19 protein-coding genes are annotated in these 23,254 nt (G+C 71.2%); 8 read left to right on the plus strand and 11 right to left on the minus strand.

Annotated features, from left to right (window positions below):
• The first annotated feature begins 42 nt into the window (after positions 1-42).
• Together KCQ71_RS01930 and KCQ71_RS01935 are read left to right on the plus strand one after the other, a co-directional pair.
• Entirely contained in the window at positions 43-1,422 is a 1,380-nt protein-coding gene (locus tag KCQ71_RS01930; RefSeq protein ID WP_223402254.1) for a DUF2510 domain-containing protein, read from the plus strand.
• Positions 1,423-1,592: 170 nt separating this feature from the next.
• Positions 1,593-2,951: a DUF2510 domain-containing protein gene (locus KCQ71_RS01935; RefSeq protein ID WP_223402256.1), complete on the plus strand. Its 1,359-nt coding sequence runs from the start codon at positions 1,593-1,595 to the stop codon at positions 2,949-2,951.
• A gap of 77 nt (positions 2,952-3,028) precedes the next feature.
• Here the strand turns inward: KCQ71_RS01935 and KCQ71_RS01940 are convergent, their stop codons facing one another.
• The 7 genes from KCQ71_RS01940 to KCQ71_RS01970 all read right to left on the minus strand — a co-directional run bounded on the left by KCQ71_RS01940 (position 3,029) and on the right by KCQ71_RS01970 (position 12,918).
• Positions 3,029-5,179 carry a heavy metal translocating P-type ATPase gene (locus tag KCQ71_RS01940; RefSeq protein WP_223402258.1) on the minus strand — a complete coding sequence of 717 codons (2,151 nt, stop codon included), beginning with the start codon at positions 5,177-5,179 and terminating at the stop codon, positions 3,029-3,031.
• A 58-nt stretch (positions 5,180-5,237) separates the two neighbouring features.
• Positions 5,238-6,467, minus strand: coding sequence for an ABC transporter permease (locus tag KCQ71_RS01945; protein WP_223402260.1), 1,230 nt, complete (start codon positions 6,465-6,467; stop codon positions 5,238-5,240).
• Positions 6,464-7,357: an ABC transporter ATP-binding protein gene (locus KCQ71_RS01950; protein WP_223402262.1), complete on the minus strand. Its 894-nt coding sequence runs from the start codon at positions 7,355-7,357 to the stop codon at positions 6,464-6,466. The genes KCQ71_RS01945 and KCQ71_RS01950 overlap by 4 nt, the downstream gene beginning before the upstream one ends.
• A 175-nt stretch (positions 7,358-7,532) precedes the next feature.
• Positions 7,533-8,258: a response regulator gene (locus KCQ71_RS01955; protein ID WP_223402264.1), complete on the minus strand. Its 726-nt coding sequence runs from the start codon at positions 8,256-8,258 to the stop codon at positions 7,533-7,535.
• Positions 8,255-9,718: a sensor histidine kinase gene (locus KCQ71_RS01960; protein ID WP_223402266.1), complete on the minus strand. Its 1,464-nt coding sequence runs from the start codon at positions 9,716-9,718 to the stop codon at positions 8,255-8,257. Before KCQ71_RS01960 ends, KCQ71_RS01955 begins: the two co-directional genes overlap by 4 nt.
• Positions 9,719-9,802: 84 nt before the next feature.
• Entirely contained in the window at positions 9,803-10,513 is a 711-nt protein-coding gene (locus tag KCQ71_RS01965) for a hypothetical protein (RefSeq protein WP_223402267.1), read from the minus strand.
• Positions 10,510-12,918 (minus strand): hypothetical protein, encoded by a 2,409-nt coding sequence (locus KCQ71_RS01970; protein WP_223402269.1) that lies wholly within the window; start codon positions 12,916-12,918, stop codon positions 10,510-10,512. Before KCQ71_RS01970 ends, KCQ71_RS01965 begins: the two co-directional genes overlap by 4 nt.
• Before the next feature lie 148 nt (positions 12,919-13,066).
• Between KCQ71_RS01970 and KCQ71_RS01975 the strand changes: the two genes are divergently transcribed.
• A complete protein-coding gene (locus tag KCQ71_RS01975) occupies positions 13,067-13,780 on the plus strand; it encodes a bleomycin resistance protein (RefSeq protein ID WP_223402271.1) in 714 nt (237 codons plus the stop codon).
• A gap of 17 nt (positions 13,781-13,797) precedes the next feature.
• Here KCQ71_RS01975 and KCQ71_RS01980 read toward each other — a convergent pair whose 3' ends face one another.
• Positions 13,798-15,276 (minus strand): serine hydrolase domain-containing protein, encoded by a 1,479-nt coding sequence (locus tag KCQ71_RS01980; RefSeq protein WP_223402273.1) that lies wholly within the window; start codon positions 15,274-15,276, stop codon positions 13,798-13,800.
• Positions 15,277-15,331: 55 nt separating this feature from the next.
• On the opposite strand from KCQ71_RS01980, the gene KCQ71_RS01985 reads away from it, so the two are divergent.
• Together KCQ71_RS01985 and KCQ71_RS01990 are read left to right on the plus strand one after the other, a co-directional pair.
• Positions 15,332-16,642 carry an alpha-amylase family protein gene (locus tag KCQ71_RS01985; RefSeq protein ID WP_223402274.1) on the plus strand — a complete coding sequence of 437 codons (1,311 nt, stop codon included), beginning with the start codon at positions 15,332-15,334 and terminating at the stop codon, positions 16,640-16,642.
• A gap of 109 nt (positions 16,643-16,751) precedes the next feature.
• The gene (locus KCQ71_RS01990; RefSeq protein WP_223402276.1) at positions 16,752-16,961 is read left to right on the plus strand and encodes a dodecin; all 210 of its coding nucleotides are present in this window, start codon (positions 16,752-16,754) and stop codon (positions 16,959-16,961) included.
• 1 nt (position 16,962) lies between these two features.
• Here KCQ71_RS01990 and KCQ71_RS01995 read toward each other — a convergent pair whose 3' ends face one another.
• Both KCQ71_RS01995 and KCQ71_RS02000 read right to left on the minus strand, forming a co-directional pair.
• The gene (locus KCQ71_RS01995) at positions 16,963-17,421 is read right to left on the minus strand and encodes an SRPBCC family protein (RefSeq protein ID WP_223402278.1); all 459 of its coding nucleotides are present in this window, start codon (positions 17,419-17,421) and stop codon (positions 16,963-16,965) included.
• An 80-nt stretch (positions 17,422-17,501) separates the two neighbouring features.
• Positions 17,502-17,933: a hypothetical protein gene (locus KCQ71_RS02000; RefSeq protein ID WP_223402280.1), complete on the minus strand. Its 432-nt coding sequence runs from the start codon at positions 17,931-17,933 to the stop codon at positions 17,502-17,504.
• A 128-nt stretch (positions 17,934-18,061) separates the two neighbouring features.
• Here KCQ71_RS02000 and KCQ71_RS02005 point away from each other — a divergent pair, with 128 nt between their 5' ends.
• The 3 genes from KCQ71_RS02005 (at position 18,062) to KCQ71_RS27180 (ending at position 22,504) form a co-directional block, all read left to right on the plus strand.
• Positions 18,062-19,246: a sensor histidine kinase gene (locus KCQ71_RS02005; protein WP_223402282.1), complete on the plus strand. Its 1,185-nt coding sequence runs from the start codon at positions 18,062-18,064 to the stop codon at positions 19,244-19,246.
• Entirely contained in the window at positions 19,243-19,905 is a 663-nt protein-coding gene (locus KCQ71_RS02010) for a response regulator (RefSeq protein WP_223402284.1), read from the plus strand. Before KCQ71_RS02005 ends, KCQ71_RS02010 begins: the two co-directional genes overlap by 4 nt.
• A 160-nt stretch (positions 19,906-20,065) precedes the next feature.
• Positions 20,066-22,504, plus strand: coding sequence for an HNH endonuclease signature motif containing protein (locus tag KCQ71_RS27180; RefSeq protein WP_283248568.1), 2,439 nt, complete (start codon positions 20,066-20,068; stop codon positions 22,502-22,504).
• Between the two features lie 39 nt (positions 22,505-22,543).
• Here KCQ71_RS27180 and KCQ71_RS02020 read toward each other — a convergent pair whose 3' ends face one another.
• Positions 22,544-23,161, minus strand: coding sequence for a TIGR03086 family metal-binding protein (locus tag KCQ71_RS02020; RefSeq protein WP_223402286.1), 618 nt, complete (start codon positions 23,159-23,161; stop codon positions 22,544-22,546).
• Between the last annotated feature and the right edge of the window lie 93 nt (positions 23,162-23,254).

Raw genomic sequence — 23,254 nt, forward strand, 5'->3', positions numbered from 1 at the left:
TGCCGATCCGCGCCCCGGACCCGACGACCCTGTGAGGCCCTTGTGACGACACCAGCCGGCTGGTTCCCCGATCCGAGCGGCGCCGACCAGCTGCGGTACTGGGACGGTGTCAACTGGTCGGAGCAGGTCGCCGCGAGCGGGTCGCAGCCCGGCGGGTTCGGGCAGGCGAGTGCGCCTACCGGGTACGGGCAGGCCAGCGTGCCCGGCGGGTACGGGCCAGCCAGTGCGGCACCGGGGCACGGGCAGGCGGATCCATATGGGCTGGCCACCGGCGGCACGGCCTACGGGCAGACCGGTGCGACCGATGTGTACGGGCAGACCGGTGCGACCACTGCGTACGGGCAGAACGGTGCGACCGCTGCGTACGGGCAGAACGCCGGCCGGCCGGGCGGCGCGGGCGGCGGACTGTCCGGCTACGCGGCGGCACCGACGGCGTACAGCGGCGACACGACGAGCGCCTACGGCGGCTCCGGCGGGTACGGCGCCCCTGGCGGCCAGGCCGGTGCACCCGGCAGCGCCGGCTACTACGGCCCGGCCAGCGCGCCGCCGTCCCGTAACCAGACGCCGATCATCGTGGCGGTAGCAGTGGCCGCGGTACTGGCGATCGCGGTCGCGGTCTTCCTCGCCTACGGTGCGCTGACGGGTGGCGGTGATCCCGGCCCGACGGCGGGCCCGAGCACCACCAGCGGGCCGACCGCCGGCCCGACGCCGACACCCACGCCGACCCCGACACCCACGCCCACCGCCGCGCCCACGCAGAGCGCCCCGGCGCCGGTGACCCTTGGCAGCACGACCGCGGGGTCGCTGCCCGAGGACGGCACCTGGGACGGCGTCGTCACGATCCCTGCGGCGGGGGTGTACGCGTTCATCGGTCACGCGCAGGAGGGCATCGACCTGACGCTCACCCTGCTGGACGGGAGCGGTCAGCAGATCGCGTTCAACGATGACCCGCCCGGCAACGCGGACGTCCTGGTGTCCAACCGTCGTGATCCGCTGCTGGGGCTGTACCTGGAGCCGGGGGAGTACACGGTCCGACTCGCGGAGTACGGGGGCTACGAGACCGACTTCGACCTCACGGCCGCGCTCCTGGACGTCGTCACCGAGATCCCGGCCGGTGGCGCGCACTCGATCGCCATCCCCGAGGACAACGTCTGGCTCGGCTACGTTCCGGTGTCGGCCGCGGGAATGGTCACCGTCGACGTTCGCACCACCACCGACGCCGACCCGGTCCTGACCGTGGTCTCCCCGGATGGCTCCTATCAGGACCAGGACGACCGGGGCAGCGAGTCGGCCGCCCAGTACGGCGGGAGTCAGTGGGACCCGTACCTCACCTTCCCGGTCGAGCCCGGGGTGTACCTCGTGATGGTCTCCGACTGGACCGGAGCCGAGTCCGAGGCGAGTATCGCCGTCACGGTGGACTGACCCGCACGCCATCGGAGCCGGCCTGATCGGACTGCGGGGAAACTGCCCTCTCGATCACCGGACACCGGGATCCCGCCAACCATAAACTCGGTATGCCTCGGCTGCGGCCCGGCCTCCCGTCGTTGCCCTATGTCACCGGTGCCCTTGGGCCCACTGCGTTGGAGGTTACTGTGAGTGCACCTGCCGGCTGGTTCCCCGATCCGGAGGGGCAGGACCGCCTCCGATACTGGGACGGCACCGCCTGGACCGAGAACTACGCGCCCCGGCCCGCTGGGGCGGCCCCGACCGCTGATGCGTCGGCAGCGCCGACCACCCCGGCCACCCCTGCGCCGACCACGCCCGCCCCGGCGGTCGCAGCCGCTGCCTCGGCCGTCGCCGCACCGGCCCCGGCCGTCGCCGCACCGGCCCCGGCCGGTTACCCGCAGGCGGGGCCGTACGGCGGTGCCGGCGGCGCTCCCGCTGTGCCGCCCGTTCCCGGCGTCCCGTCCGGTGGCTACGGCCAGGCGAGCGCGCCGGCCGGTTACGGCCAGGCGAGCGCGCCCGGCGGTTATGGCCAGGCGGGCGCGCCCGGCGGTTACGGCCAGGCCGGCGGCTACGGGCAGCCCGGCGCCCCGGGTGCCTACGGCGGTGGCTACGGCCAGAGCGGCGGGCCGCAGAAGAAGAACACCGGCCTGATCGTCGCGATCGTCGCCGTCCTGGTCGTGGTGCTCGGGGTGGGCGGCTACTTCGGGTTCCGCGCCCTCAACCCTGACGATCCCGAGCCGACCGCAGGACCCGGGCCGACCAGCGCGCCCACCGACGCACCCACGGATACCCCTACCGAACCCGTGGACGGCCCTACCGACGCGCCCACCGGGGACATGCCGGAGATGGTCGCGACGCTCACGCTCGGTACTGCCCTGCCCGGTTCCTTCGCGGCGGACGGTAGCTGGGGCGCCCTGCTCCCGATCACCACGCCGGGTGTCTACCTCCTCCATGGGGTCGCCGACGGCGCCGAGGACCTGGAGCTGACGGTGTACGACGAGGGACTCAATGCGATCTCCTTCATCGATGACATCCCGCAGGGCGCCGACGTCCTCCAGCCCAACTCGCTGAACCCGTTGCTGCCGATCTATCTCGAGGCTGGGCAGTACGCGGTCGTCATCACCGAGATCGCCGGTGCCCCGGCCTCCTTCCAGGTCCTCGCCGAGGATCTCACCGCGATCCCGGAACTGCCCCAGGACACCGACGTCACGATCTCGATGACGGCCGGGAACGTGTGGGTCAACTACGTGGTGGTCGACGCGGCCGGCACCATCACGATCGACGCCCGGACCACGAACGACGCGGATCTCCTGATGACCGTGATCAGCCCGCTGGGTGGCTGGATCGCGAACGACGACCGTGGGTCGGACATCGCCGGGCAGGTCGGTGGCGACACCTACGACCCCTTCGTCGAGGAGGTCGTGGATCCGGGCGTCTACATCCTGATGATGTCGGAGTACTCCGACGGCGCCGGTGAGGCGGTCGTCACGGTCGGCGTGAGCTGACCGACGCGCGGACCGGCAGGGCCGACCAGCCCTGCCGGCCCGGCCTGCCGATCAGACCTGCCGGTCCGGCCTGCCGATCAGCCCTGCCGGTCCGGCCTCAGGTCCAGTCGCCGCAGCACCTGGGCGTTCAATGCCACCACCACGGTGGAGGCGGACATGAGTAGCGCACCGACCGCCATCGGCATGACGAACCCGATCGGGGCGAGCAGCCCGGCCGCGAGCGGCACCGAGATCAGGTTGTAGCCGGCGGCCCACCACAGGTTCTGCTTCATCTTGCGGTAGGCAGCCCGGGACAGCTCGATGATCGAGAGCACGGCCCGCGGGTCGTCGGAGGCGAGGATCACGCCCGCGGACGCGATCGCGACGTCCGTGCCCGCGCCGATCGCGATGCCCACATCGGCCTGGGCCAGCGCCGGTGCGTCGTTCACGCCGTCGCCGACCATCGCCACGACCGCGCCCCGCTCCTGCAGCTGGCGCACCTTCGCACTCTTGTGCTCGGGGTGCACGCCCGCGAACACCTCGGTGATGCCGAGCTCGGCGGCGACCGCACGGGCCACCGGCTCCGCGTCGCCGGTGATCATGACGACCTCGACGCCGCGATCGCGCAGGGCCGCGACCGCCTCGCGGGACTCGGGCCGAACCTCGTCGGCGAGCGCGAGCGCGGCGACCACCCGGCCGTCGACGAGCACGTGCAGGACCGTGCGGCCGGCGTTCGCCTGCTCGGCGAGCCAGGCGGTGTCGGCGAGCGGCTCCCGGTCCGTCGCGGCGAGCAGCCCGGGGCCACCCACCGCAACCTCGCGGGCCGGCCCTGCGCCGTCGGGCACCATGGCCCGGACGCCCTGACCGGGCACCGCCCGGAAGTCCGTGGCGGCTTCGACCGTCAGGCCCCGCTCGGCCGCGGCCGCCACGATCGCGCGGGCCAACGGGTGCTCGCTCGCCGCCTCGGCGGCAGCGGCGTAGCGCAGCGCTTCGTCGACGTCCTGCCCGACGGCGGAGGTCACCGCGAGCAGGGCGGGGGCGCCCTTGGTCAGGGTGCCGGTCTTGTCGAACAGCACCGTGTCCACAGTGCGCATCCGCTCGAGGGCCATCCGGTCCTTGACCAGGATCCCGGCCCGCGCTGCGCGTTCGGTGGAGATCGAGACCACCAGCGGGATGGCGAGGCCGAGCGCGTGCGGGCAGGCGATCACCAGCACCGTGATGACCCGGATCAGGGCTTCCTCCGGGGTACCCCAGAACAGCCAGGCGAGCAGGGTCACCCCTGCCGCACCGAGTGCGAACCAGAACAGCGCGGCCGCGGCCCGGTCGGCGAGCCGCTGGGCCCGGGAGGAGCTCGAGCGGGCCTGCTCGACGAGCCGGCCGATCCCGGCGAGGGCCGTGTCCTCACCGACGGCCGCCACCCGCACCCGGATCGCGGAGTCCGTGGCCACGGTGCCGGCGACCACCCGGTCGTCGGTGCCGCGGCTGACCGGCGCGGACTCGCCGGTGATCATCGACTCGTCCACGTGCGCGGAACCGTCGGTGACGATCCCGTCGGCCGGGACCCGCCCGCCGGGGCGCACCAGCACCACGTCGCCGACCACGAGGTCGGCCGGCGCCACGAGGGTGATCTGGTCGCCGTCGAGCCGTTCGGCCTCGTCCGGGAGGAGTGCGGCGAGCGAGTCCAGGGCCGACGTCGTCTGCGCGAGCGAGCGCATCTCGATCCAGTGCCCGAGGAGCATGATCACCACGAGCAGGGCGAGTTCCCACCAGAAGTCCAGGCCGTGCGGGAACAGCCCGAGGCTCGAGCCGAGGGAGGCGACGAAGGCGACCGTGATCGCCATCCCGATGAGCAGCATCATGCCGGGCTGCCGGGACCGGATCTCGGCGACGGCACCGGTCAGGAACGGGCGCCCGCCCCAGGCGAAGATGACGGTGCCGAGCAGGGGCGAGACCCAGCCGGTGCCGGCCGGGAGGGTATAGCCGAGGATGTCCGCGAACATGCCGCTGAAGGCAGCGGTCGGCACCGCGAGGATGAGCATGATCCAGAACAGGCGGCGGAACTGGGCGACGTGGCCCTCGTGGCCGCCATGGCCGGCGTGGGCGTCGTGGCCGCCGTGACCGCCATGGCCGGCGTGGCCCTGCTCGGCGTGGCCCTCGTGCTCATGCCCGTGCTCGGCGTGGTGCTCGTGCTCCCCATGAGCATCGTGCGCGTGCTGCTCGGGTGTGGTGTGCGTGGGATGCGGCTCCATAGTCGTGCAACCATATACCCCCCGAGGGTATTCCTCGGGGGGATGGCTGGATCGGGCCTCAGGCCTGGAGCTTGAGGGCCTGGCGCCAGGACAGCGCCGTGCCGCCCTGCATCACGGCTCGCTGGTAGATCCGCTCGCCCAGGCGCAGCAGTCCGTACGCGGCTGCGCCCGTGAGCGCCAGGGAGACCAGGCCCTGCCAGATCGGGACGTCCCCGGCGAGCATCCGGATAGGCATCGCGACCGAGGAGACCACCGGGACGAAGCTCGCGATCTCGAGCCAGATGCCCTCGGCGAACAGTCCGACGAACAGGGCCACCATGATCACGGTGATGATCGGCCCGGTGTTGGACTGCAGGTCTTCGCTACGGCTGGCCAGGGAGCCGAGCACAGCCCAGACGGCGGCGAGCGCCGTGAACCCGACCACGAAGAACGCGATGAACCACCCGGACGCGCTGAGGATCCAGCCGATGTCGCCCGCCAGGCCGGTGAGGTTCACCGCGGTCAGGCCGACGACGCAGTAGAGCAGGATCTGTGCGAACGCCAGCAGGGAGTTGCCCAGGACCTTGCCGTAGAGCAGCTGGCGGATCGGGATGGCGGTTGCGAGGATCTCGACGACGCGGTTCTGCTTCTCCTCGAGCACCGAGTTGGCGATGGTCATCCCGAAGATGATCGCGGCCATGTAGAACAGGAACGCGAAGATGAAGCCGACGATGAAGGCGAGGGCGCCACGGTCGGCGTCCGGGTCGAGGAGCTCCGTGGTGACCTCCGATCCGGCCATGAGCTCGTCGAGCGTGGTCCCGGCCGCCTCTGCGTTGGCGGCGAGGACCGACTGACTCACGGCGTCCGTGAGCGCGGCTGAGAGGTCGGAGTCCACCTCCGAACCACCCAGTAGCGCCCAGCCATCGGCGCCGGCGACGAGGCCGGCGTCCACGTCGCCGTCGAGCACCGCGGCCCGCAGTGCGTCCTCGGAGTCGAACTCGGTGACCTCGAGGGTGTCGCCGGCGGCGGTGATGGCCTCGCTGCTGGCCTCGGCCACCACGGCCGCGTCGGCCTGGCTCGTGCCGACCGTGTAGTCGGACGTGCGGTTGCCGACCACGGCACCGATGACGACGCTGGCGGCGATCATCGCGAGGGTGACGATCGTGGAGATCACGAAGCTCTTGTCCGCCAGCTTCACCATGATCTCGCGGATGGTGACGATCAGCCAGGGGTTGCGCACCGGAGCCGGCGGGCTCTGCTCGCCCAGGGACGGCGTCGGCGTCTGCGGGGAGGAGTCGGTGGTGGTCATCGGGTCACCTCACGGTAGATCTCGGACAGGGACCGGGTGATGGGGGCGAACTCGGCGAGCCCGCGTTCGGCGGCGCGCTTCAGCAGCGGCTCCCGGGCGCCGTCGGCCAGTTCGAGGACGGCGCGCGGGCCGTCGACGTCCAGCACGCTCACGCCGGGTACGTCGCGCAGCCACCCGGCGTCCGGCGTGGTGACGATGCGGTAGCGCGTCGGGCCGGCGTTGCGGAGCTCGTCCGCCGCACCGGCGGCCATGACCTTGCCGTCGGAGAGGACCACGAGCGAGTCGCAGAGCCGGTCGACGAGGTCGAGCTGGTGGCTGGAGAACAGCACCGGCACGCCCTGGCGGAGGCGGTCGCGGAGGAGCTCCACCATGGAGTCCACGGCCACCGGGTCGAGGCCGGAGAACGGTTCGTCCAGGATCAGCGCGCTCGGTCCGTGCAGCAGCGATGCGGTGATCTGCACGCGCTGCTGGTTCCCGAGGGACAGCGACTCGAGCTTGTCCTTGACCCGGTCCGCGAGCCCGAACCGCTCCAGCAGGCGGGTGGCCTCCTTGGCGGCATCTCCTCGGCTCATGCCGCGCAACTGGCCCAGGTAGCAGAGCTGGTCGAGGATGCCCTGCTTCGGGTACAGGCCACGCTCCTCGGGCATGTACCCGAACCGGGAGCGGTCGGCGGCCGTGATCGGCCGGCCGTCCCAGAGCACGTCGCCACCGTGGATCACCAGGACGCCCATGACCATCCGCATGGTCGAGGTCTTCCCGGCGCCGTTGGCGCCGACGAACCCGGTCATCTGGCCCGGCTCCACCGTGAACGACACGTCGTCCACGGCCACCTTCTCGCCGAAGCGACGGGTCAGTCCCCGCACCTCGAGCCTGGCGTCCGCTTGCCTCATCTGGTCCTCCCGATCCGCATCTCGCCGCGGCGCTGGTCGCTGCCGTTCGGCCTGGTCCGAGCCTAGGAAGGACGCGTGCCCCGGCGCGTCGGCCGCGCGGGGGAGCCGTGAAGATCCGCCGCTGGGGGGAGACGGGCACCCGGGAGGAGGAGGTGGCCGGCTCCGGGCTCGGTGCTCAGTCGCCGGCGCCGACGATGCCGGCCCGGTGTGCGAACACCACGGCCTGCACGCGGTCCCGGGCGCCGACCTTGGCCAGCACGTGCGAGACGTGGGTCTTCACGGTGGACTCGCCCACGAACAGCTCGGTCGCGATCTCGGCGTTCGAGTAGCCCTCGGCGAGGAGGGTGAGCACGTCCCGCTCCCGGGCGGTCAGGCTCTGGACGGCGCGGGCCGCATCCGAGTCCGGTGCGGCCGCACGGTGGGTGGCGGCGCCGTTGGTCGCGCGGCTGGGCGGGCCGGGGGCACCCGGCACCGGGTCGGTGCCGGATGCCAGGCGCGCGATCACCTTGACCGTGACCTCCGGGGACAGCAGGGCATGACCGTCGGCGACCGCCCGGATGGCGGCGACCAGGTCATCGGGGTCGGCGTTCTTGAGCAGGAAGCCGCTCGCGCCCGCGCGCAGCGCCGCGAACAGGTAGTCCTCGCGGTCGAACGTGGTCAGGATGATGACCTTCGCGCTGCCGGCGGCGACGATCCGCTCGGTGGCCGCGATGCCGTCGAGCACGGGCATCTGCACGTCCATCAGCACCACGTCCGCGGGCGTGGAAGTGAGCAGTTCGACGGCCTGGGCTCCGTCCGCCGCCTGGCCGACCACCTCGATGTCGTCCTCGATGGAGAGCACCATGGCGAACCCGGACCGGACCAGGGCCTGGTCGTCGACGATGGCGACGCGGATGGTCATCGGGTCTCGCTCTCGGTGTTGGTGGTGGTGTCGCGGAGGTGGAATCGGGCTCGGACCCGCCAGCCGGTTCCGGTCAGCCGAGGGCCGATCTCCGCCTGACCGCCGTGCAGCGAGACGCGCTCGGACACCCCGCGAAGACCGTACCCGGTACCGGACGTGCCACCGCGCGGCTGTCCGTCGTCGAGGACCTCGACCTCCACGAAGGCGCCGGCCGGGGAGTCCGTGGGGCCGCCGTCGGCAGTGCCACCGCTGCTTCCGGTGCGTAGGGTGACCGACGCGGAACCGGCCGTCGAGTGCCGGACCACGTTCGTGAGCGACTCCTGCACGCAGCGGTACACGGACAGGCCGAGCGCGGGGGGCACCCGGTCCAGGTCGCCCGGGGCGGCCTCCACCCTCGTCAGGGTGACCCGGAGCCCTTGCCGGCGGTGCTGTTCGGCCAGGTCGTCGAGATCGGCGAGGCCGGGCTCCGGCGCCCGGGAGTCGCCGCTGCGGCCGGCGTCGGTCTCGCTGCGCAGCACCCCGAGCAGGGCGCGCATCTCGCCGACGGCGTCCCGGCTCGCGCCCTCGATCGTGCGCAGAGCACCCTCCGCGACCTCCGGTGAGCGGGTCAGCACTCGTCGTGCCGCGCCCGCCTGCACCCCGATCACGGAGACGTGGTGGGCCACGACATCATGCAGTTCGCGCGCGATCCGGAGCCGCTCGTCCACCACGGCCCGGCGTGCGAGCTCGTCGGCCTGGGCGTGGATCCGCTCCGCCTGGTCGGCCAGCCGAGCCCGCTGCAGCGCGCCACGCCAGGAGGCGCGGCCGACGAGGATGGCCCCTCCGAAGTAGGCGAGGTTGATCACCGCCGTGTAGAGCACGTAGGCGAGGACCGGGTCGAGGGGGCCGGTGGGGCCATCGGTGCCGTAGAACATCGCGACGGCGTTGGAGATCGTGAACGAGATGACGATCCAGGCGGCCATCTCGAGCAGCACCAGGGCGACCGCGATCCAGAGCCACCGGCGGTCCCGTGCCCAGGCGACGGCCGCGTAGATGGCGGCGAAGTAGGCGGTCTGGAACGGGAGCTGGACGCTCGCCTCGGGGCTGACGTAGGCGAGGCCGAGGAACAGGGCCGAGGAGATCAGCAGCGTGATCATCGGGTAGCGCCGCCGGACGGCCAGCGGCGCGATCATGCCGGCGACCGCGACGTAGCCGCGCCAGGACTGCTCGCCCTCGATGACCAGGCCGAAGGACTTGGTGGCAACGGTCATGCCGAGGGCCACCATGATGAACACGACGGTGCCGAGGATGTCCCGGCGTTGCTGGGCCCGGGTGGGCCCGGGCCGCTCCCAGAGCGGCTCCTCTGCGTCGTTCAGCCAGGTGAACAGACGGCTTGTCCACGACCCGCGCGGTGGCATTGAGGACGGGTCCGCGGGCTCGGCGCCCGCCGCCGCGGACTGCGTGCTGGACAGGGTGGGCATGACTGACGAGGCTATCCGCCGGCGGCCGGACCCGCGTCCGTCCCACGAGGGAGAACGGGGTCGGGCTCCTCCGGCCGGCGGAGATCAGGGCGCGCGGTGGGGCGACCCGGCCAGGATCGAGGCTGCCCGGGCGTCGCCGGCCACGGCCAGCGCGATCTCCGCATGCCGCGGGTCGGTCGCCGGCAGCACCGCACTCGCGGCGGTCGCCACGGCTATCGGGCCACCGGCCGCGGTGGTCAGGTCCGCCGCGGCCGTTCCGGCACCGGTGGCCAGCGCGGCGAGGGTCGCAGTCATGCCGCCGTCGGCGGCCAGGGCGGCGAGCGCAGCGGCAGCCTGACCCAGGACGGAGGCGGACGCGAGCGACTGGATCACGTCCCGGTCGCGCAGGGCGGCCGCGGCTGCCCCCGTCGCGGGCGTGCGAACCATCCGGACCGGTTCGGCCTCGAGCGTGATCGGACCCGCGGGGTAGGAGGCGGTGAGGATATACGCGCCCGCGCCCGGGAACAGCGGCTGGGACGCGGCGGTGCAGAGCAGCAGGACGCCCGCCTCAAGGACCTCGCCCGGGCCGAGCTCCACCTCTCGGGGCAGGCTGTCCGCCGGCCACGGCCAGCCGGCCCGGAGCGTGCCGGTCGGCCCGTCCACGTCGATGACCAGGTCACCGTCGGGCAGGTTCAGGCGGGCGTTCACGGTGACCGGGCCGGTCCCGGTGTTCGCCAGCGCGACAACGCCGAGCAGGGCCTGGTCCGACCCTGACCGGGCGGGCACGGTCAGGGTCAGCGTCAGGGTTCCACTCATGCCGGCGATGCTGCCACGAAGTCGGCCACGATGGCCTCGGCAGCGGCCATGTCCGCTTTGCCCTTGCGGGCCCGCTTCGCCCGGCCGAGCGCGTCCGCGACCACGGGAGCGTCGGACTCCACCGGGCTCGCCACCGTGGCCGCGAGTCGGACGATCTCCTCGGCGGACCGGCCCTGCATGGCCAGGTCGAGGTAGCGCTTCACCTCGTCCGGCGCTGCCGCCCGGGTGGCGGCGCGCCCGCCGTCGTCCGCGGCACGGGCGTCCGAGCGGTGGTCGGCGTGGGTCCGGGCGAAGGAGTTCGCCAGGACCAGGGCAGCCGCGGCGCCGGTGTCGGCGTCGTTGTGTGCCTGCGCCACCGTGGCCAGGCGGTCGCGGGCCGTCGTGTCGGTGCCGAAGTCGCCCAGCGCGAACGCCCGCCCGACGGCGGTGTCCAGGGTCTGGGCGGCGATGTCCACCTCGGTCTCGGTGGCGGCCGTGCGCACGTACACGGTGGCCCGTTGGCTGCGGGCCGAGGTGAAGGTGTCCACGTCGAACTCGGCACGGACCACGTGGGTGCCGGGCTGTTCGAAGGTGACACCCTCGCTCGTGAAGAAGACCTGCATGCGGGCCGTGAGGGACTCGCCCGGGGCGAGTACCGCCGTCGGGCGGGTGCCACAGGCGACCACGACGTCGCGGACCTGCTCCACACTGCCGTCCGGCAGCACGTGGTGCAGCCGCAGGTACCCCTCGGCGAGGTTCAGCCGTGCGGTGACCACACGCGGCTCGTCGCCGGTGTTCGTGAGCGTGACCTCGGCGGTCACGTACTCACCGACGTACACCTCCGCCGGCAGCACCAGGTCGAGGGTGAGGGCGTCGGTGTCGTCTCCGGTCGTGTAGCCGGTGGCGTCCACCGGAACGGGTAGGCCGGAGGAGAGAGAGCCGTGACCCCAGCCGAAGTTCTTCCATCCGGGGCGCACCTGTGGGTCGGGGGAGTGGATGAGGGAGTCGAGGTCGTGCTGGGCGAACGCGAAGGCGGCGTTGCCCGGGTACTGGTTCGTGGTGCTCGCGAAACCCATCACGTCCCCGGTCTGGTTCATGATCTCGGTGCCGATCGGTGGCACGTGCACGTCGTGCTTGGGGTGGAACAGGTTCAACGCGTGCCCGGCCTCGTGGATCATCGTGCGCAGGAACGCTGCGGGAACGTTGTTCAGCGGCTGGTTCCGGGCGGCAGGTTCGATGAAGTCCTGCCCACCGAGGGTGGCGTCGGCGAATCCGACCGAACCCTCGCGGGGGACCGAGTCGTCGTCGAACATGACGCCGAGCAGGCCGCCCTGCGCGGATCCGACGAGCAGCCACAGACGCCACGGGTCCGCGGCGCCGGGGTCGCGATGCGTCGTCAGCAGCGTCTGCAGCTCCGCCATCGTCAGGGAGGCGTCGCTGGGGACGTTCAGGTCGTCGACCCGCACCCTGGTGTCCCACCCGGCGGACGCGTAGACGTTCTGGAACGTGCGCACGGCGCCGTGGTTGAACGCCGACGCCGGCCAGTTCCGACCGGTCATCACGTCGACCTCGATGGCGCAGCCGCGGTAGAGGTTGGCTGTCTTCGTGGCCGTGACGTCGTACGTCGTGCCGCCGATGGTCGCGGTGCCGGTCATGGTGGCGACCCGGTTGCGGCCGATGAGGATCGAGCGGCGGCAGGTCAGTCTCATCGAGCCCGTCTCGGTGGACACGAACTCCTGGCTGGTGCGGTTCCAGAGATGGCGGCGCAGGTTGAAGGAGAGGGTGCCGCTCGAGTAGGTGACGCCGGTGGAGCGGAAGTACCAGGAGTACTCGTTCTTCGGCAGTTGCGGGTAGTGCGGGAACGGTGGCGCCCCGTTGATGCCCGAGAGCAGGCTCACACTTGCGCCCGGGAGTTCGGTGACGGCCGTGCCGAGCAGGTTCGGGTCGATGTCAGCCTCGGTGGCGTCGGACGCCCCCGTGGCCGCAGCCATGGCGTCAGCCTCGGTGTCTCCGCCGATGAACACGGGCAGGTTCTCGATCGGGCCGAAGATGGGCGACCGCTTCACGTAGACGTCGCCGCTGATCCGCAGCGAGGTGTTCCGGACCTCGATGCGCATCGGCCCCCGGATCTGCTGGCGCAGGAAGACCGGCACCGGCCGCCGGGACGTGAACTCGATGAGCCAGGACCCGTTCACGACCGGTAGCGAACAGGGCCGGTCGAGGATGTACGGGGGGATCTGAGGCTCGAAGGGGATGCGCGGCTCGAAGGGGATGCGCGGGTCGATCGGTACCGGCCTCGGCACCACCGGGGTCGGCGGTCCGAGGACCGGCCCTGGCACTCGGACGTCCATCAGGTCGCCTTGCTCGTCGTAGTACAGGGTGCCGTCGTCTCCGCAGCAGCCCGAACTCTCGTCGTACTCGGTCATGGTTCACTCCAGGTGCCGGTCCGGCGTCGTTGCCGGACGTTTCATGGTCGATCGCGAGGAGGCGGGTGACCAGAGGCCTGATCGGGTGGTCCGCGGGTGATTGACGAGCCGGCAGCGGGTGATTCGCTGCTCGTCTAAAGTCGTGTCCATGCGTTCCGAGTACGTGATCCCCGGGCTGCCGTGCCGAGATCTGGACGACGTCCTCCCGTTCTACGAGGCGCTCGGGTTCGACGTCACCTATCGCCAGGTCCGGCCGAACCCGTACGCGGCCGTGCGCCGCGGTGGGATCGAGCTTCACTTCTTCGGCGTGCCCGAGTTCAACCCGGAGGACTCGATGGGCAGCGTCGTGGTCATCGTGCCGGACACGGGCGCGCTCTATGCGGCATTCGCGGCCGGGCTGCGCGCCGAGTACGGCAAGGTCCCGATCAGTGGCATCCCGCGGATCACCCGACCCCGCAAGAAGCAGGGCACCAGCGCAGGCTTCTCGGTCGTGGATCCCGGCGGCAACTGGCTGCGGGTCACCGCCACCCCGGACGAGGACGCGCAGGACCCGACCGACGGTGGGCGCCTGGGCCGCGTGGTGGCCGCCGCCGCGCGGCAGGCGGACTCCCATGGCGACGTCGACGCGGGGGTACGGGTGCTACGCACCGGGCTGGCCCGGCACGCGGACGCACCCATGGTCGAGCAGGTCCCGGCGCTGGTGTACCTCGCGGAGCTACTGGTCCGCACCGGTGACGCCACCGGCGCCCGGGAGAGCCTCGCGCTGGTGCGGGCCGTCGACCTGACCGAGGCCGAGCGCGACCTGCTCGCAACGGACCTGTCCACGGCCGCCGACCTCCTGGCGTCGGAACTGCCTGACTAGGATCGGACAGAACCAGTTCAGGGCAGGTGCGCCTCGAACCGCATCCCGGTCAGCGGCACCGCGTTCCAGGCTGCGGTGGCGACGCCGTCCGCGCCGCGCAACCGGAACCGGTGCGGCAGCTCGGCGAGCAGCACGTCGGCCTCGAAAGTGCCGTCGGCCTTCCAGCCGCCGCGGGCGAGGACCGTGGTCGACTCCCGGGAGCGGCCACGGCGCGAACTGCGCACGAGCCCGACGGCGGTGGTCACCTCGGTCTCGACCCACGCCGTGGGTGCGCCGTCGATCCGTACCGTGCCGCCGGAGAACGTGAACGTCGCGTGCCAGCCGTCGGCGGCCGGGGCGACCTGCACCCGGGTGCCGGCCGGGAGCGGACCCGGCTCTGCGCCGTCGTCGGCCACGAAGGCGACCGGCGCCTCGGGCGTGGCGCGCGGGTCCGCCTCGACCACCGGGAGGGCGAGCCCTGCGAGCCGTTCGGACAGGAGCGCCGCGGCGGCCGGGTCGGCATCCGGAGCGCCGACGGCCGGCAGCAGGTGGGTCCACGCGGCGGTCAGGATGCCCTGCATGTTGTCGGTCGCGGAGGTCGCCGCGAGGACCAGGTCCGAGTCGGGGACCACGACGCAGAACTGACCGTAGGCGCCGTCGCCGCGGAAACCGTGCCGGGCCATCCAGAACTGGTACCCGTAGCCCTGGGCCCAGTCGATGCTGGTCGCCGGATCGGAGTCGGTGCGCACGTGCGCGCGGGTCGCGAGCTCGGCCCAGCCCTCGGGAAGGACCTGCGTGCCCTCCCATCGGCCGCCGGCGAGCAGCAGCTGCCCGAACGCGGCGATCGACTCCGTGGTCAGGTGCAGCCCCGAGAAGCCGAGCGCGTTGCCCTGGCCGTCGGTGTCCCAGTGCCCCGGGGTGATGCCGAGCGGTTCGAACAGGCGCGGGCGCAGGTAGTCGATCAGGTGGCTGCCGCTGAGCTCGGCCACCAGGGTCGCGACCACGTACGTGCAGCCGTTGTTGTAGACGTGCCGAGAGCCCACCGGGTCCTGCGGCGGCTGGCGCAGGAAGCCGCGGACCACGTCGTCAGGTTCGAGCTCGCGCGCCCTCGCGAGGGTATCGGCCGTGTGGCCCGTCGACATCGACAGGACGTGGTGCACGGTCAGCGACGCGACGGCGGGGTCGACGTCGTCCGGGACGTGTGCGGGGAGCAGGTCCACGATCTTGTCGTCGAGGGAGAACAGACCCTCCGCGATCGCGAAACCTGCCGCCGTGGACGTGAACGACTTGCTCAGGGAGTAGAGCAGGTGCGGCCGGTCCGGCGCGTACGGCGCCCACCAGCCCTCCGCGGCCACCCGGCCGGCATGGACCACCATCAGGCTGTGCAGCTCGATGCCGCGGGCCTCGACCGCGTCGAGGAAGTCGGCGATCCCGGCGGCCGAGATCCCGGCATCGGCGGGCGTGGCGCGCGGGAGGAGGTCTCGGGCGGTCTCGGTCTGCGTGGGTGACGTCGGCATGTCCGTGAGCCTAGTGAGTCCGGCCTGGGTGTCGATGGGCTGCGAGACTGGGGTCATGACGTCCTGGCAGGAGCACGAGATCTGGTGGCAGGTCTACCCGCTCGGGTTCGTCGGCGCGCCGAAGGCGCTGGCGGACGCGCCGCCCGAGCCCGCCCGAACCCTGCGTGCGCTGACCGACTGGCTCGACTACGCCGTCGGGCTCGGTGTTTCCGGGCTCGCACTCGGCCCGATCTTCACGGCGAGCACGCACGGCTACGACACCCTCGACCACTTCGGCATCGACCCCCGGCTCGGGGACCGGGCCGATTTCGACGCGCTCGTTGCGGCCGCGCACGAACGCGGCCTCAAGATCATGCTCGACGGAGTCTTCAACCACGTCGGGCGCGAGCACCCGGCGTTCCTCGCGGCACTCGATGGCGGCGCGGGCAGTGCCGAGGCCCGCCTGTTCGACCTCACCTGGAGCGAACCGGGGGCCGAGCCGAGCCACCGCAACTTCGAGGGGCACGACGCCCTGGTCGCGCTGAACCACGATGACGACGGTGTGGCCGAGCTCGTCAGCGAGGTGATGCGGTACTGGCTCCGCGCGGGGGCGGACGCGTGGCGGCTGGACGCGGCGTACGCGGTGCCGACGCAGTTCTGGCAGCGCGTGCTGCCGGCGGTGCGCGCCGAGTTCGGCGAGGCGTACGTGGTGGGCGAGGTCATCCACGGCGACTACGCGCAGATCGTGACCGAGTCCGGGATGGACGCCGTCACCCAGTACGAGCTGTGGAAGGCGATCTGGAACTCGATCCGGGAGCGGAACTTCTACGAGCTCGACCACGCGCTCGGCCGGCACAACGACATGCTCGAGGCGTTCGTGCCATTGACCTTCGTGGGCAACCACGACGTGACCCGGATCGCGACCCAGATCCCCGACCCGCGGATGCGTGCCCACGCGCTGGTGCTGCTGATGACGCTGGGTGGGACGCCGTCGATCTACTACGGCGACGAGCAGGGCTTCGAGGCGGTCAAGGAGGAGCGCTTCGGTGGTGACGACGCGATCCGGCCTGCGTTCCCGGACTCGCCCGCGGACCTGCCCGAAGCCGGGTCCGACGTCTACCACCTGCACCAGGAGCTGATCTCGGTGCGACGCCGGCATCCGTGGCTGCACCGCGCGCGCACGCGTGCGCTGAACCTGTCGAACGAGACGTACGCGTACGAGGTGGTCGGAGACGGCGGCCGGCTGGTCGTGGTGCTGAACGTTGCCGACGCCCCGGCCCGGGTGGACGGCGCCGGTGTCACCGGCGTGGTGGCCGGGCACGCAGAACTGGGCGACGGCGGAGCCTGGGTCCGCGTGGACGCCTGCGGCTGGGCGGTGCTCGAGTAGGAGCCCCCGGGCTCACTCGTGGCGGCGCCGCGCGCTGGCGACGCGGTGGGGCTAGCGTGCTGTGACCGGGTCGTACCCTCGCGCCCGGGAGGTTCGAGGAGGAACCATCATGGCCAACCACACGTATGGCGTCTCGGAGATCGTCGGCACGTCGACCGACGGCATCGACGCGGCGATCTCGAACGGCGTCGCCAAGGCCGCCCAGAGCGTCCGCAATCTCGACTGGTTCACGGTCAGCGAGGTCCGTGGGCACATCGAGGACAACGCGGTCGCGGACTGGCAGGTCACGATGAAGCTGGGGTTCCGGATCGAGGAGTGACTCAGTCCGCGACCCGGCCGAGGTGCCCTGCGATCCACTCGTTCCGAACCGTGAGCAGGCGGGCCAGGTAGGACGTCAGTACCAGCCGGTCGACCACCCGGCCCAGCGGTCCCAGTGGTGAGGCGTACTCGACCAGGTCGGTCATCAGCGTTCCGGCGTCGTGGGCCTCGAACCGGTGCTCGTGCCACCAGTGGGCGAACGGACCGGAGACCTGCTGATCGACGAACCGGTGCGGGGGCTCGTGCACCACGATCCGCGACGTCATCGTGAACGGGATGCCGAAGTGCCGGGCCCGCCAGGTCACGGACTCGCCCGGTCCGAGCACCCCGGAGGTGACTGGACCGATCGCGCGCTCGCGCGAGCGCGCCATCGACGCGGTGTGCGCGTCGACCGAGAGACTCAGGTCGAAGCATGCCGCCACGGGTGCGGGTACCAGGGTCTGGAGTCGGATGCGCGGCACGGAACGAGCCTAGGGTCCAGCTGCCAACGGTCGGGGACGTGATGACGGCGTTGAGGCGGCGGCCGCGTCCGACGCGCAGGTCACCGGGCTTCCTTCCGCCCACGCATCGTTTGGATGCCACGGGCGATGAGCCCCGTGATCAGACCCCAGGCCGCATTGGTTCCGATGACGGGCAGGATCGCTATGGCCATCGTGGACAGGCTCTCGAACCCGCCCGTCGTGATCGGTAGGACGGTAGCCCCGATGACGATCGTGTAGACGCCGTATGCCATGGCGGCGAGGACCGAGGTGAGGATCGGGGTCTTATTGGTACTGAAGCCCACCAGCACGATCCAGGCGACGGACACGACCGCGGCATGCACGATCGCGAAGGGGGCCTCGCCCATGGCGTTCGCAACTCCGATGAGGTGACCGAGTTGCCCCACCAGACCCAGAGCGCCCAGGCCCAGGATGAAGGGCCAATTCAAGGACTTGAGTTCTTCCATATCCAGCAACGTACGGACGCGCGTCACGGTGCGAATCCCGCGATTGTCACGAGGCCTATGCCTGCTCTGTCCACCCGGTATGTCGTCAGGAAGCGATCCTCACGGACGCCGTCAGGCGGATTTGCCCGGCAACGGAGGGCTCCTACGCTGGGTTCATGCAGAAACGGTCCGAGGCGCGATCAGGTGATAGCGATCAGCAGACCCTGACCGATGCGGTGCTGGCGGGAGGCGTCGCCCTGGCAGTCGGCGTCGTGATCGCCGCGGACCTCCAGCAGACCGGCCCGGCGGGCCCGGACGCTTATATCTTTCCCCTCGGATTCGGCGCCCTGATGCTCATCCGTCGGCGCTTCCCCCGGACGGTACTCATCCTGACAGTCCTCGGAATCTCCGCCTATTACGCCCTCCAGTACCCACCCGTGGGCATCGCCCTGCCGACCGCCGCCGCGCTCTACTCCGCGGCGGAACTCGGCCGTGCCGGTTCCGCGTGGGCGGCGGCGGCCTTCCTTGTTGTTGGCTCGTCCTATTTTCGGATCCGGGACGATCAGCCGGCCGCCTACGTGTTCAGCTACGAGTTGCTGACCAACGTTGCGCTGATGGCGGTGGCGATCGCTCTCGGCGCGAATGTGCGGATGCGCCGAGAGGCACGCCGCCAGCAGGAGCGGCTTGACGCGATGAGTTCCTTGGAGCGCACCCGCCTGGCTGAGCTGCAGGTTCGCGAGGAACGACTTCAGCTCGCCCGCGACCTCCATGATGCGGTGGGCCACACCATGTCCGTCATCTCGGTGCAGAGCAACGTCGCCGCCGATGCGATCGGACGCCGCGACGACGATGGAGCGGCGAAGGCGGTCGAACAGATCCGCAGCACTGCTTCCGCAACGATGAAGGAGCTCCGCTCTACCGTGGATCTCCTGCGATCCCCCCGCCAAGGGCCACTCCGGACGACCGGCGGCCTGACCGGAGTCGGCAAGCTGGTCGAGTCCGCTCGTGACGCCGGCGTGGAGGTGGATCTGCAGATGTCGGTGGATCCGGAGCGGCTGTCCAGCAGCGTCGACACGGCCGCGTATCGGATCGTCCAGGAGGCGCTGACCAATGTTGTACGCCACTCGGGGGGAACCAAAGCCACCATGCGCGTGGACCTGACCGACGGACTTCTCACGATCGAGATCGTCGACAACGGAAGGGGAGTCGATCCGACCGAGGATCCGACAGGTGCGAGCGGTCACGGCCTCGTAGGTATGCGTGAACGTGCTGCTGCCCTGGGAGGTCGCCTGCATGCGGCGGGTGTTCCGGGCGGTGGCTTCGCCGTCCGCGCGGAGTTGCCGATGGGGTCAGAGGGATGATCCGGATCGTCCTGGTAGATGACCAGGAGATGGTGCGGACGGGCCTTCGAATGATGGCGGTGAACGATGGCGACATCGAGGTTGTCGCCGAAGCCGCTGATGGCCGAGCCGGCCTGCGAGCCGTGCGAGCACATCGTCCGGACGTCGTGCTCATGGACATCAGGATGCCGATCATGGACGGCCTCGATGCGACCGAGAAGATCGTCGCCGACGATGCCCTGGCAGGGGTTCGCGTGGTCATCCTCACGACATTCGACGCGGACGAGGACGTGTTCGCGGCGATCCGTGCGGGCGCGGCGGGATACCTGCTCAAGGACACGACGTCCGCCGAGCTACGACGAGGCATACGCACGGTCGCCGCCGGTGACTCCCTCCTCTCGCCCGCGATCACGAGCAAAGTCATGCAATCCCTCGTTCGCGATAGAGCGATGCCCACTGATGACACCCCCCTGCGTCACCTCACCGCTCGAGAGCGGGAGGTGCTCGTCGAGATCGGACGAGGGCTCTCCAACGATGAGATCGCGCGGAGGCTGTTCATCAGCCCGGCTACCGCGAGAACCTATGTCAGCCGGCTCCTCACAAAACTGCACGCCCGCGATAGAGCCCAACTCGTCGTTCTCGCCTACGAAACCGGAATCGTCAGGCCCGGCAACGGATGACCTTGAGGCCGGTTGACGCAGCACCGGTACGGCGCAATCGCACGGGCGCGCGGCGCCATTGTCGTGGGACGTAAATATCGTCGGGTCCAGGTTGATCGGGTTGTCCACAGGTCGGTGGGTGGTCTTCCGTTTGTCTGCGGGCGGGCGTAGGATAGTACACATGTTCGATCACGACGGCGAGGGTGGCGGTCCGGCGGCAGCGGCGCCGTCGCTGGGGTGCTGTGCGCATTGTGCTGAGGCGGTTCGTGAGCCGGTGCGGGTGGTCGACTATGACGCGTTGGATGAGGCGGCGTTGGCGACGTTGTCGGCGCAGGAGTTGGCCGAGGTGGCCGCGTTCGAGCGGGAGTTGGAGTTTCAGGACTGGTTCTCGGAGTTCGTCGGTGCGCCCGAGGACCTGATCAGTGCCGGTGACCTCGGCGGTACGGACGACCCCGGCGACGACCCCAGCCGACGCCCGGGTGCCGGCGCTGGCGGTGGCCGCGATGACGGCCGCGGTGCAGGACCTGCCGCCGATGGTGCTGGGCCGGTTCAGACCCTCAACGCGGGTGCTCGGGCGGTGCGGGCGCAGGTGCCGGCGGATCTGGGTGGTGGCGCTCTGCCGCGGGTGGATGCGCAGGCGTTGTCGGGTCGGCCGGTGGATGGGTTTCTGGTCGATGAGCTTGACCGTGCGGACCTGTCCGGGATGGATGACTACGAACTCGTCGACGCCCTGGGCTGCTACCGGCGTTTGGAGGCGGTGGGGTCGGCGGGGGTGCGGGAGGTCGCCGCGGAGTTGGCGTCGCGGGCATCGATGGTGATGCCCCGCCCGCGTGCGGTCGGCAAACGGGTGGTGTTCCGGGAGTCGTTGGCCGCGGATGAGATCGCGGCGAAGGTGGGGTGTTCGAAGCAGGAAGCGAACCGGTTGGTCCGGGTCGGGCAGTTCCTGGGTGGGATCGCCGCCCCGACCGGTGACGCGTTGGCCCGGGGTGAGATCGATGCGGGTAAAGCTGACGTGATCGCGGTCGCGGTGTCGGTGTTGGAGGCCGAGGCCGCGTTCGAGGTCCAGGACGAGTTGTTGCCGAAGGCGGTGTTGTGGACCCGGCACCGGGTCGCCCAGGAGGTCGCGAAACTGGTCGCTGCCGCGGATCCGGCGCAGTTCAGCCAGCGGGCCGCGCAGGCCAGTACCCGACGGTATGTGAGCCGGGCCAGGATCGATGTGGACGGGATGGCCTCCCACACGTTGTACTGGCCGGCCGCGGACGCGCTCGGTCTGGATCTGCTCCTGGATAGTGCGGCGTCCTCGGCGAAGGCCGCCGGGGACCTGCGGACCCTGGAACAGTTGCGTGCCGATGTCCTGGCCGACATCGTCGCCCACGGGCTGAACACCGGCCAGGTCGGCGACCTGACCGGCTTCACCTTCCAACTCCAAACCGGCCCCTGCACCCACACCCACGGTGACGACCATGGCCACGGCCACGGCCACGGCCACGGCGAGGACGCTGGTCAGGCGCCAGCTGGCGCCGACTCAGAAACAGCAACTTCCACGGCCAGCCCGACAGATCAGTCCCAGACATCCACGGCGCCCGCCGCCGGCCCGACAGGCGGGTCCCAGGGGACAAGTGCGCCCAACACCGGCCCGACCGGCGAATCGGAGGGGACAGCTGCGCCCACCGCGGGCCCGACGAGCACGTCCGAGGGGACAAGTCCGCCCAACCCCGGTCCGACCAGCGGGTCCGAGGGGACCAGTACGCCCAGCCCCAGTCCGACCGGCGGGTCCGAGGGGACCAGTACGCCCAGCCCCAGTCCGACCAGCGGGTCCGAGGGGACCAGTACGCCCAGCACCGGCCCGACGGGCGGGTCCGAGGAGACAAGTCCGCCCACCACCGGCCCGACGGGCGGGTCCGCGGCCATGGGTGCGCCCACCGCGTCTTCGGGTGGGGCTGGGGCCGGCTCGGGTGGGTTCTGGGGGTCCTGGCACGGGGCTGATACCGGGGCCGATCCGCGGGTGTTCACGCCCTCGCGGGGTCAGGGGCTGCCACGGGTCTGGCCGGTCGGGGTCCTCGGTGGGCGCCGCGCCCAGATCCTCATCCGGGTTTCCCTGTCGACCCTGATGGGCGGCGACGACCCCGGCGACATCGAAGGCCTCGGCCCGATCCCCGCCGACGTCGCCCGCGCGTTCGCCGCCGGCGGCACCTGGCGACGCCTGGTCACCGACCCCACCACCAACCAAGTCACCGACTACGGCACCACCCGCTACGAACCCCCACAGAACATGACCGACCGGATCAAAGAGAACGAACCGTACTGCACCGCACCCGGCTGCTCAGCCACCGCCCGGATGACCGAACTCGACCACCGTGTCCCGTTTCCTCTCGGACCCACCAGCGACGACAACCTCGACCCCAAATGCCGACGCTGCCACGTCCTGAAAACCCACGGCGACTTCGAAGACGAAGTCGACCAACACGGCAACCGGTTCTGGCGCACCCCCACCGGCCACGTCTACATGCGCACCCCCGACGGCACCACCACCGAACTCCCCCGAACCCACCCCGAGCACACCGGACACGGCCCCACCTACCGCACCGCACCCAACCCCGACGAACCACCACCCTTCTGAGCCATGGCCCCACTGAGCGAAGGCCTGGACACCCCGTCCTCAGACGGCGCGACCGAGGCGGGCGAGGAGACGGGTCTGGCGATCGGCGCCGTCGGGCGGATCGACAGCGGGCCCACAGATGCCGTCCATGTACAGGGTCGGGCCGAAACTGTCCGCGCCGGTCTCGATCATGTCGAGTTCGTACCCGGTGAGCGACTCATCGGTCCCGGCGGCCCGCGCGATGTCCCAGCGGTGCACCACCATGTCCCAGACGTAGAACCGCTCGAACGTCGCACCGATGGTGGTCGGACCGAAGAAGCCGTCATACCCCCGTTCGGCGACCGCGGGATCGGCGAGCAGGGCCGCGACCCGCGCGGAGTGCACGCGCCAGGCAGCCACGGGATCTGCGTCGACGTCCGGCGCTGGGCCGAGATCCAGGTCCTGGCCGGTGAGGAACTCGCGTTGCGTGTCGATCAGGTGACGGACCACGTCCCGGGCCGACCAGCCCTCGCACGGCGAAGTGGCGGACCACCGGTCGTTCGGGACCGAGCCGAGGAGCGCGAACAACGGCTCGTCGACCCGACGGTGTGCCGCCGCGATACCGAGCGTGCTGGCGGCGCCGGTCGCGGCCGTCGCTTCGCTCGTCGTGGTGGTGTCGGTCGTATTCGTCGTGTTCATCGGGAGACTCCGAACTGGTTGGCGACGTGCACGGCGGCAGCGGCGCTGGCGAACTCTGATGCCGACGACGCTAGGTGGATGCGGCAGGCTGGG

Origin of the sequence: Occultella gossypii, from assembly GCF_019947135.1 — a bacterium.
GTDB lineage: Bacteria > Actinomycetota > Actinomycetes > Actinomycetales > Beutenbergiaceae > Occultella > Occultella gossypii.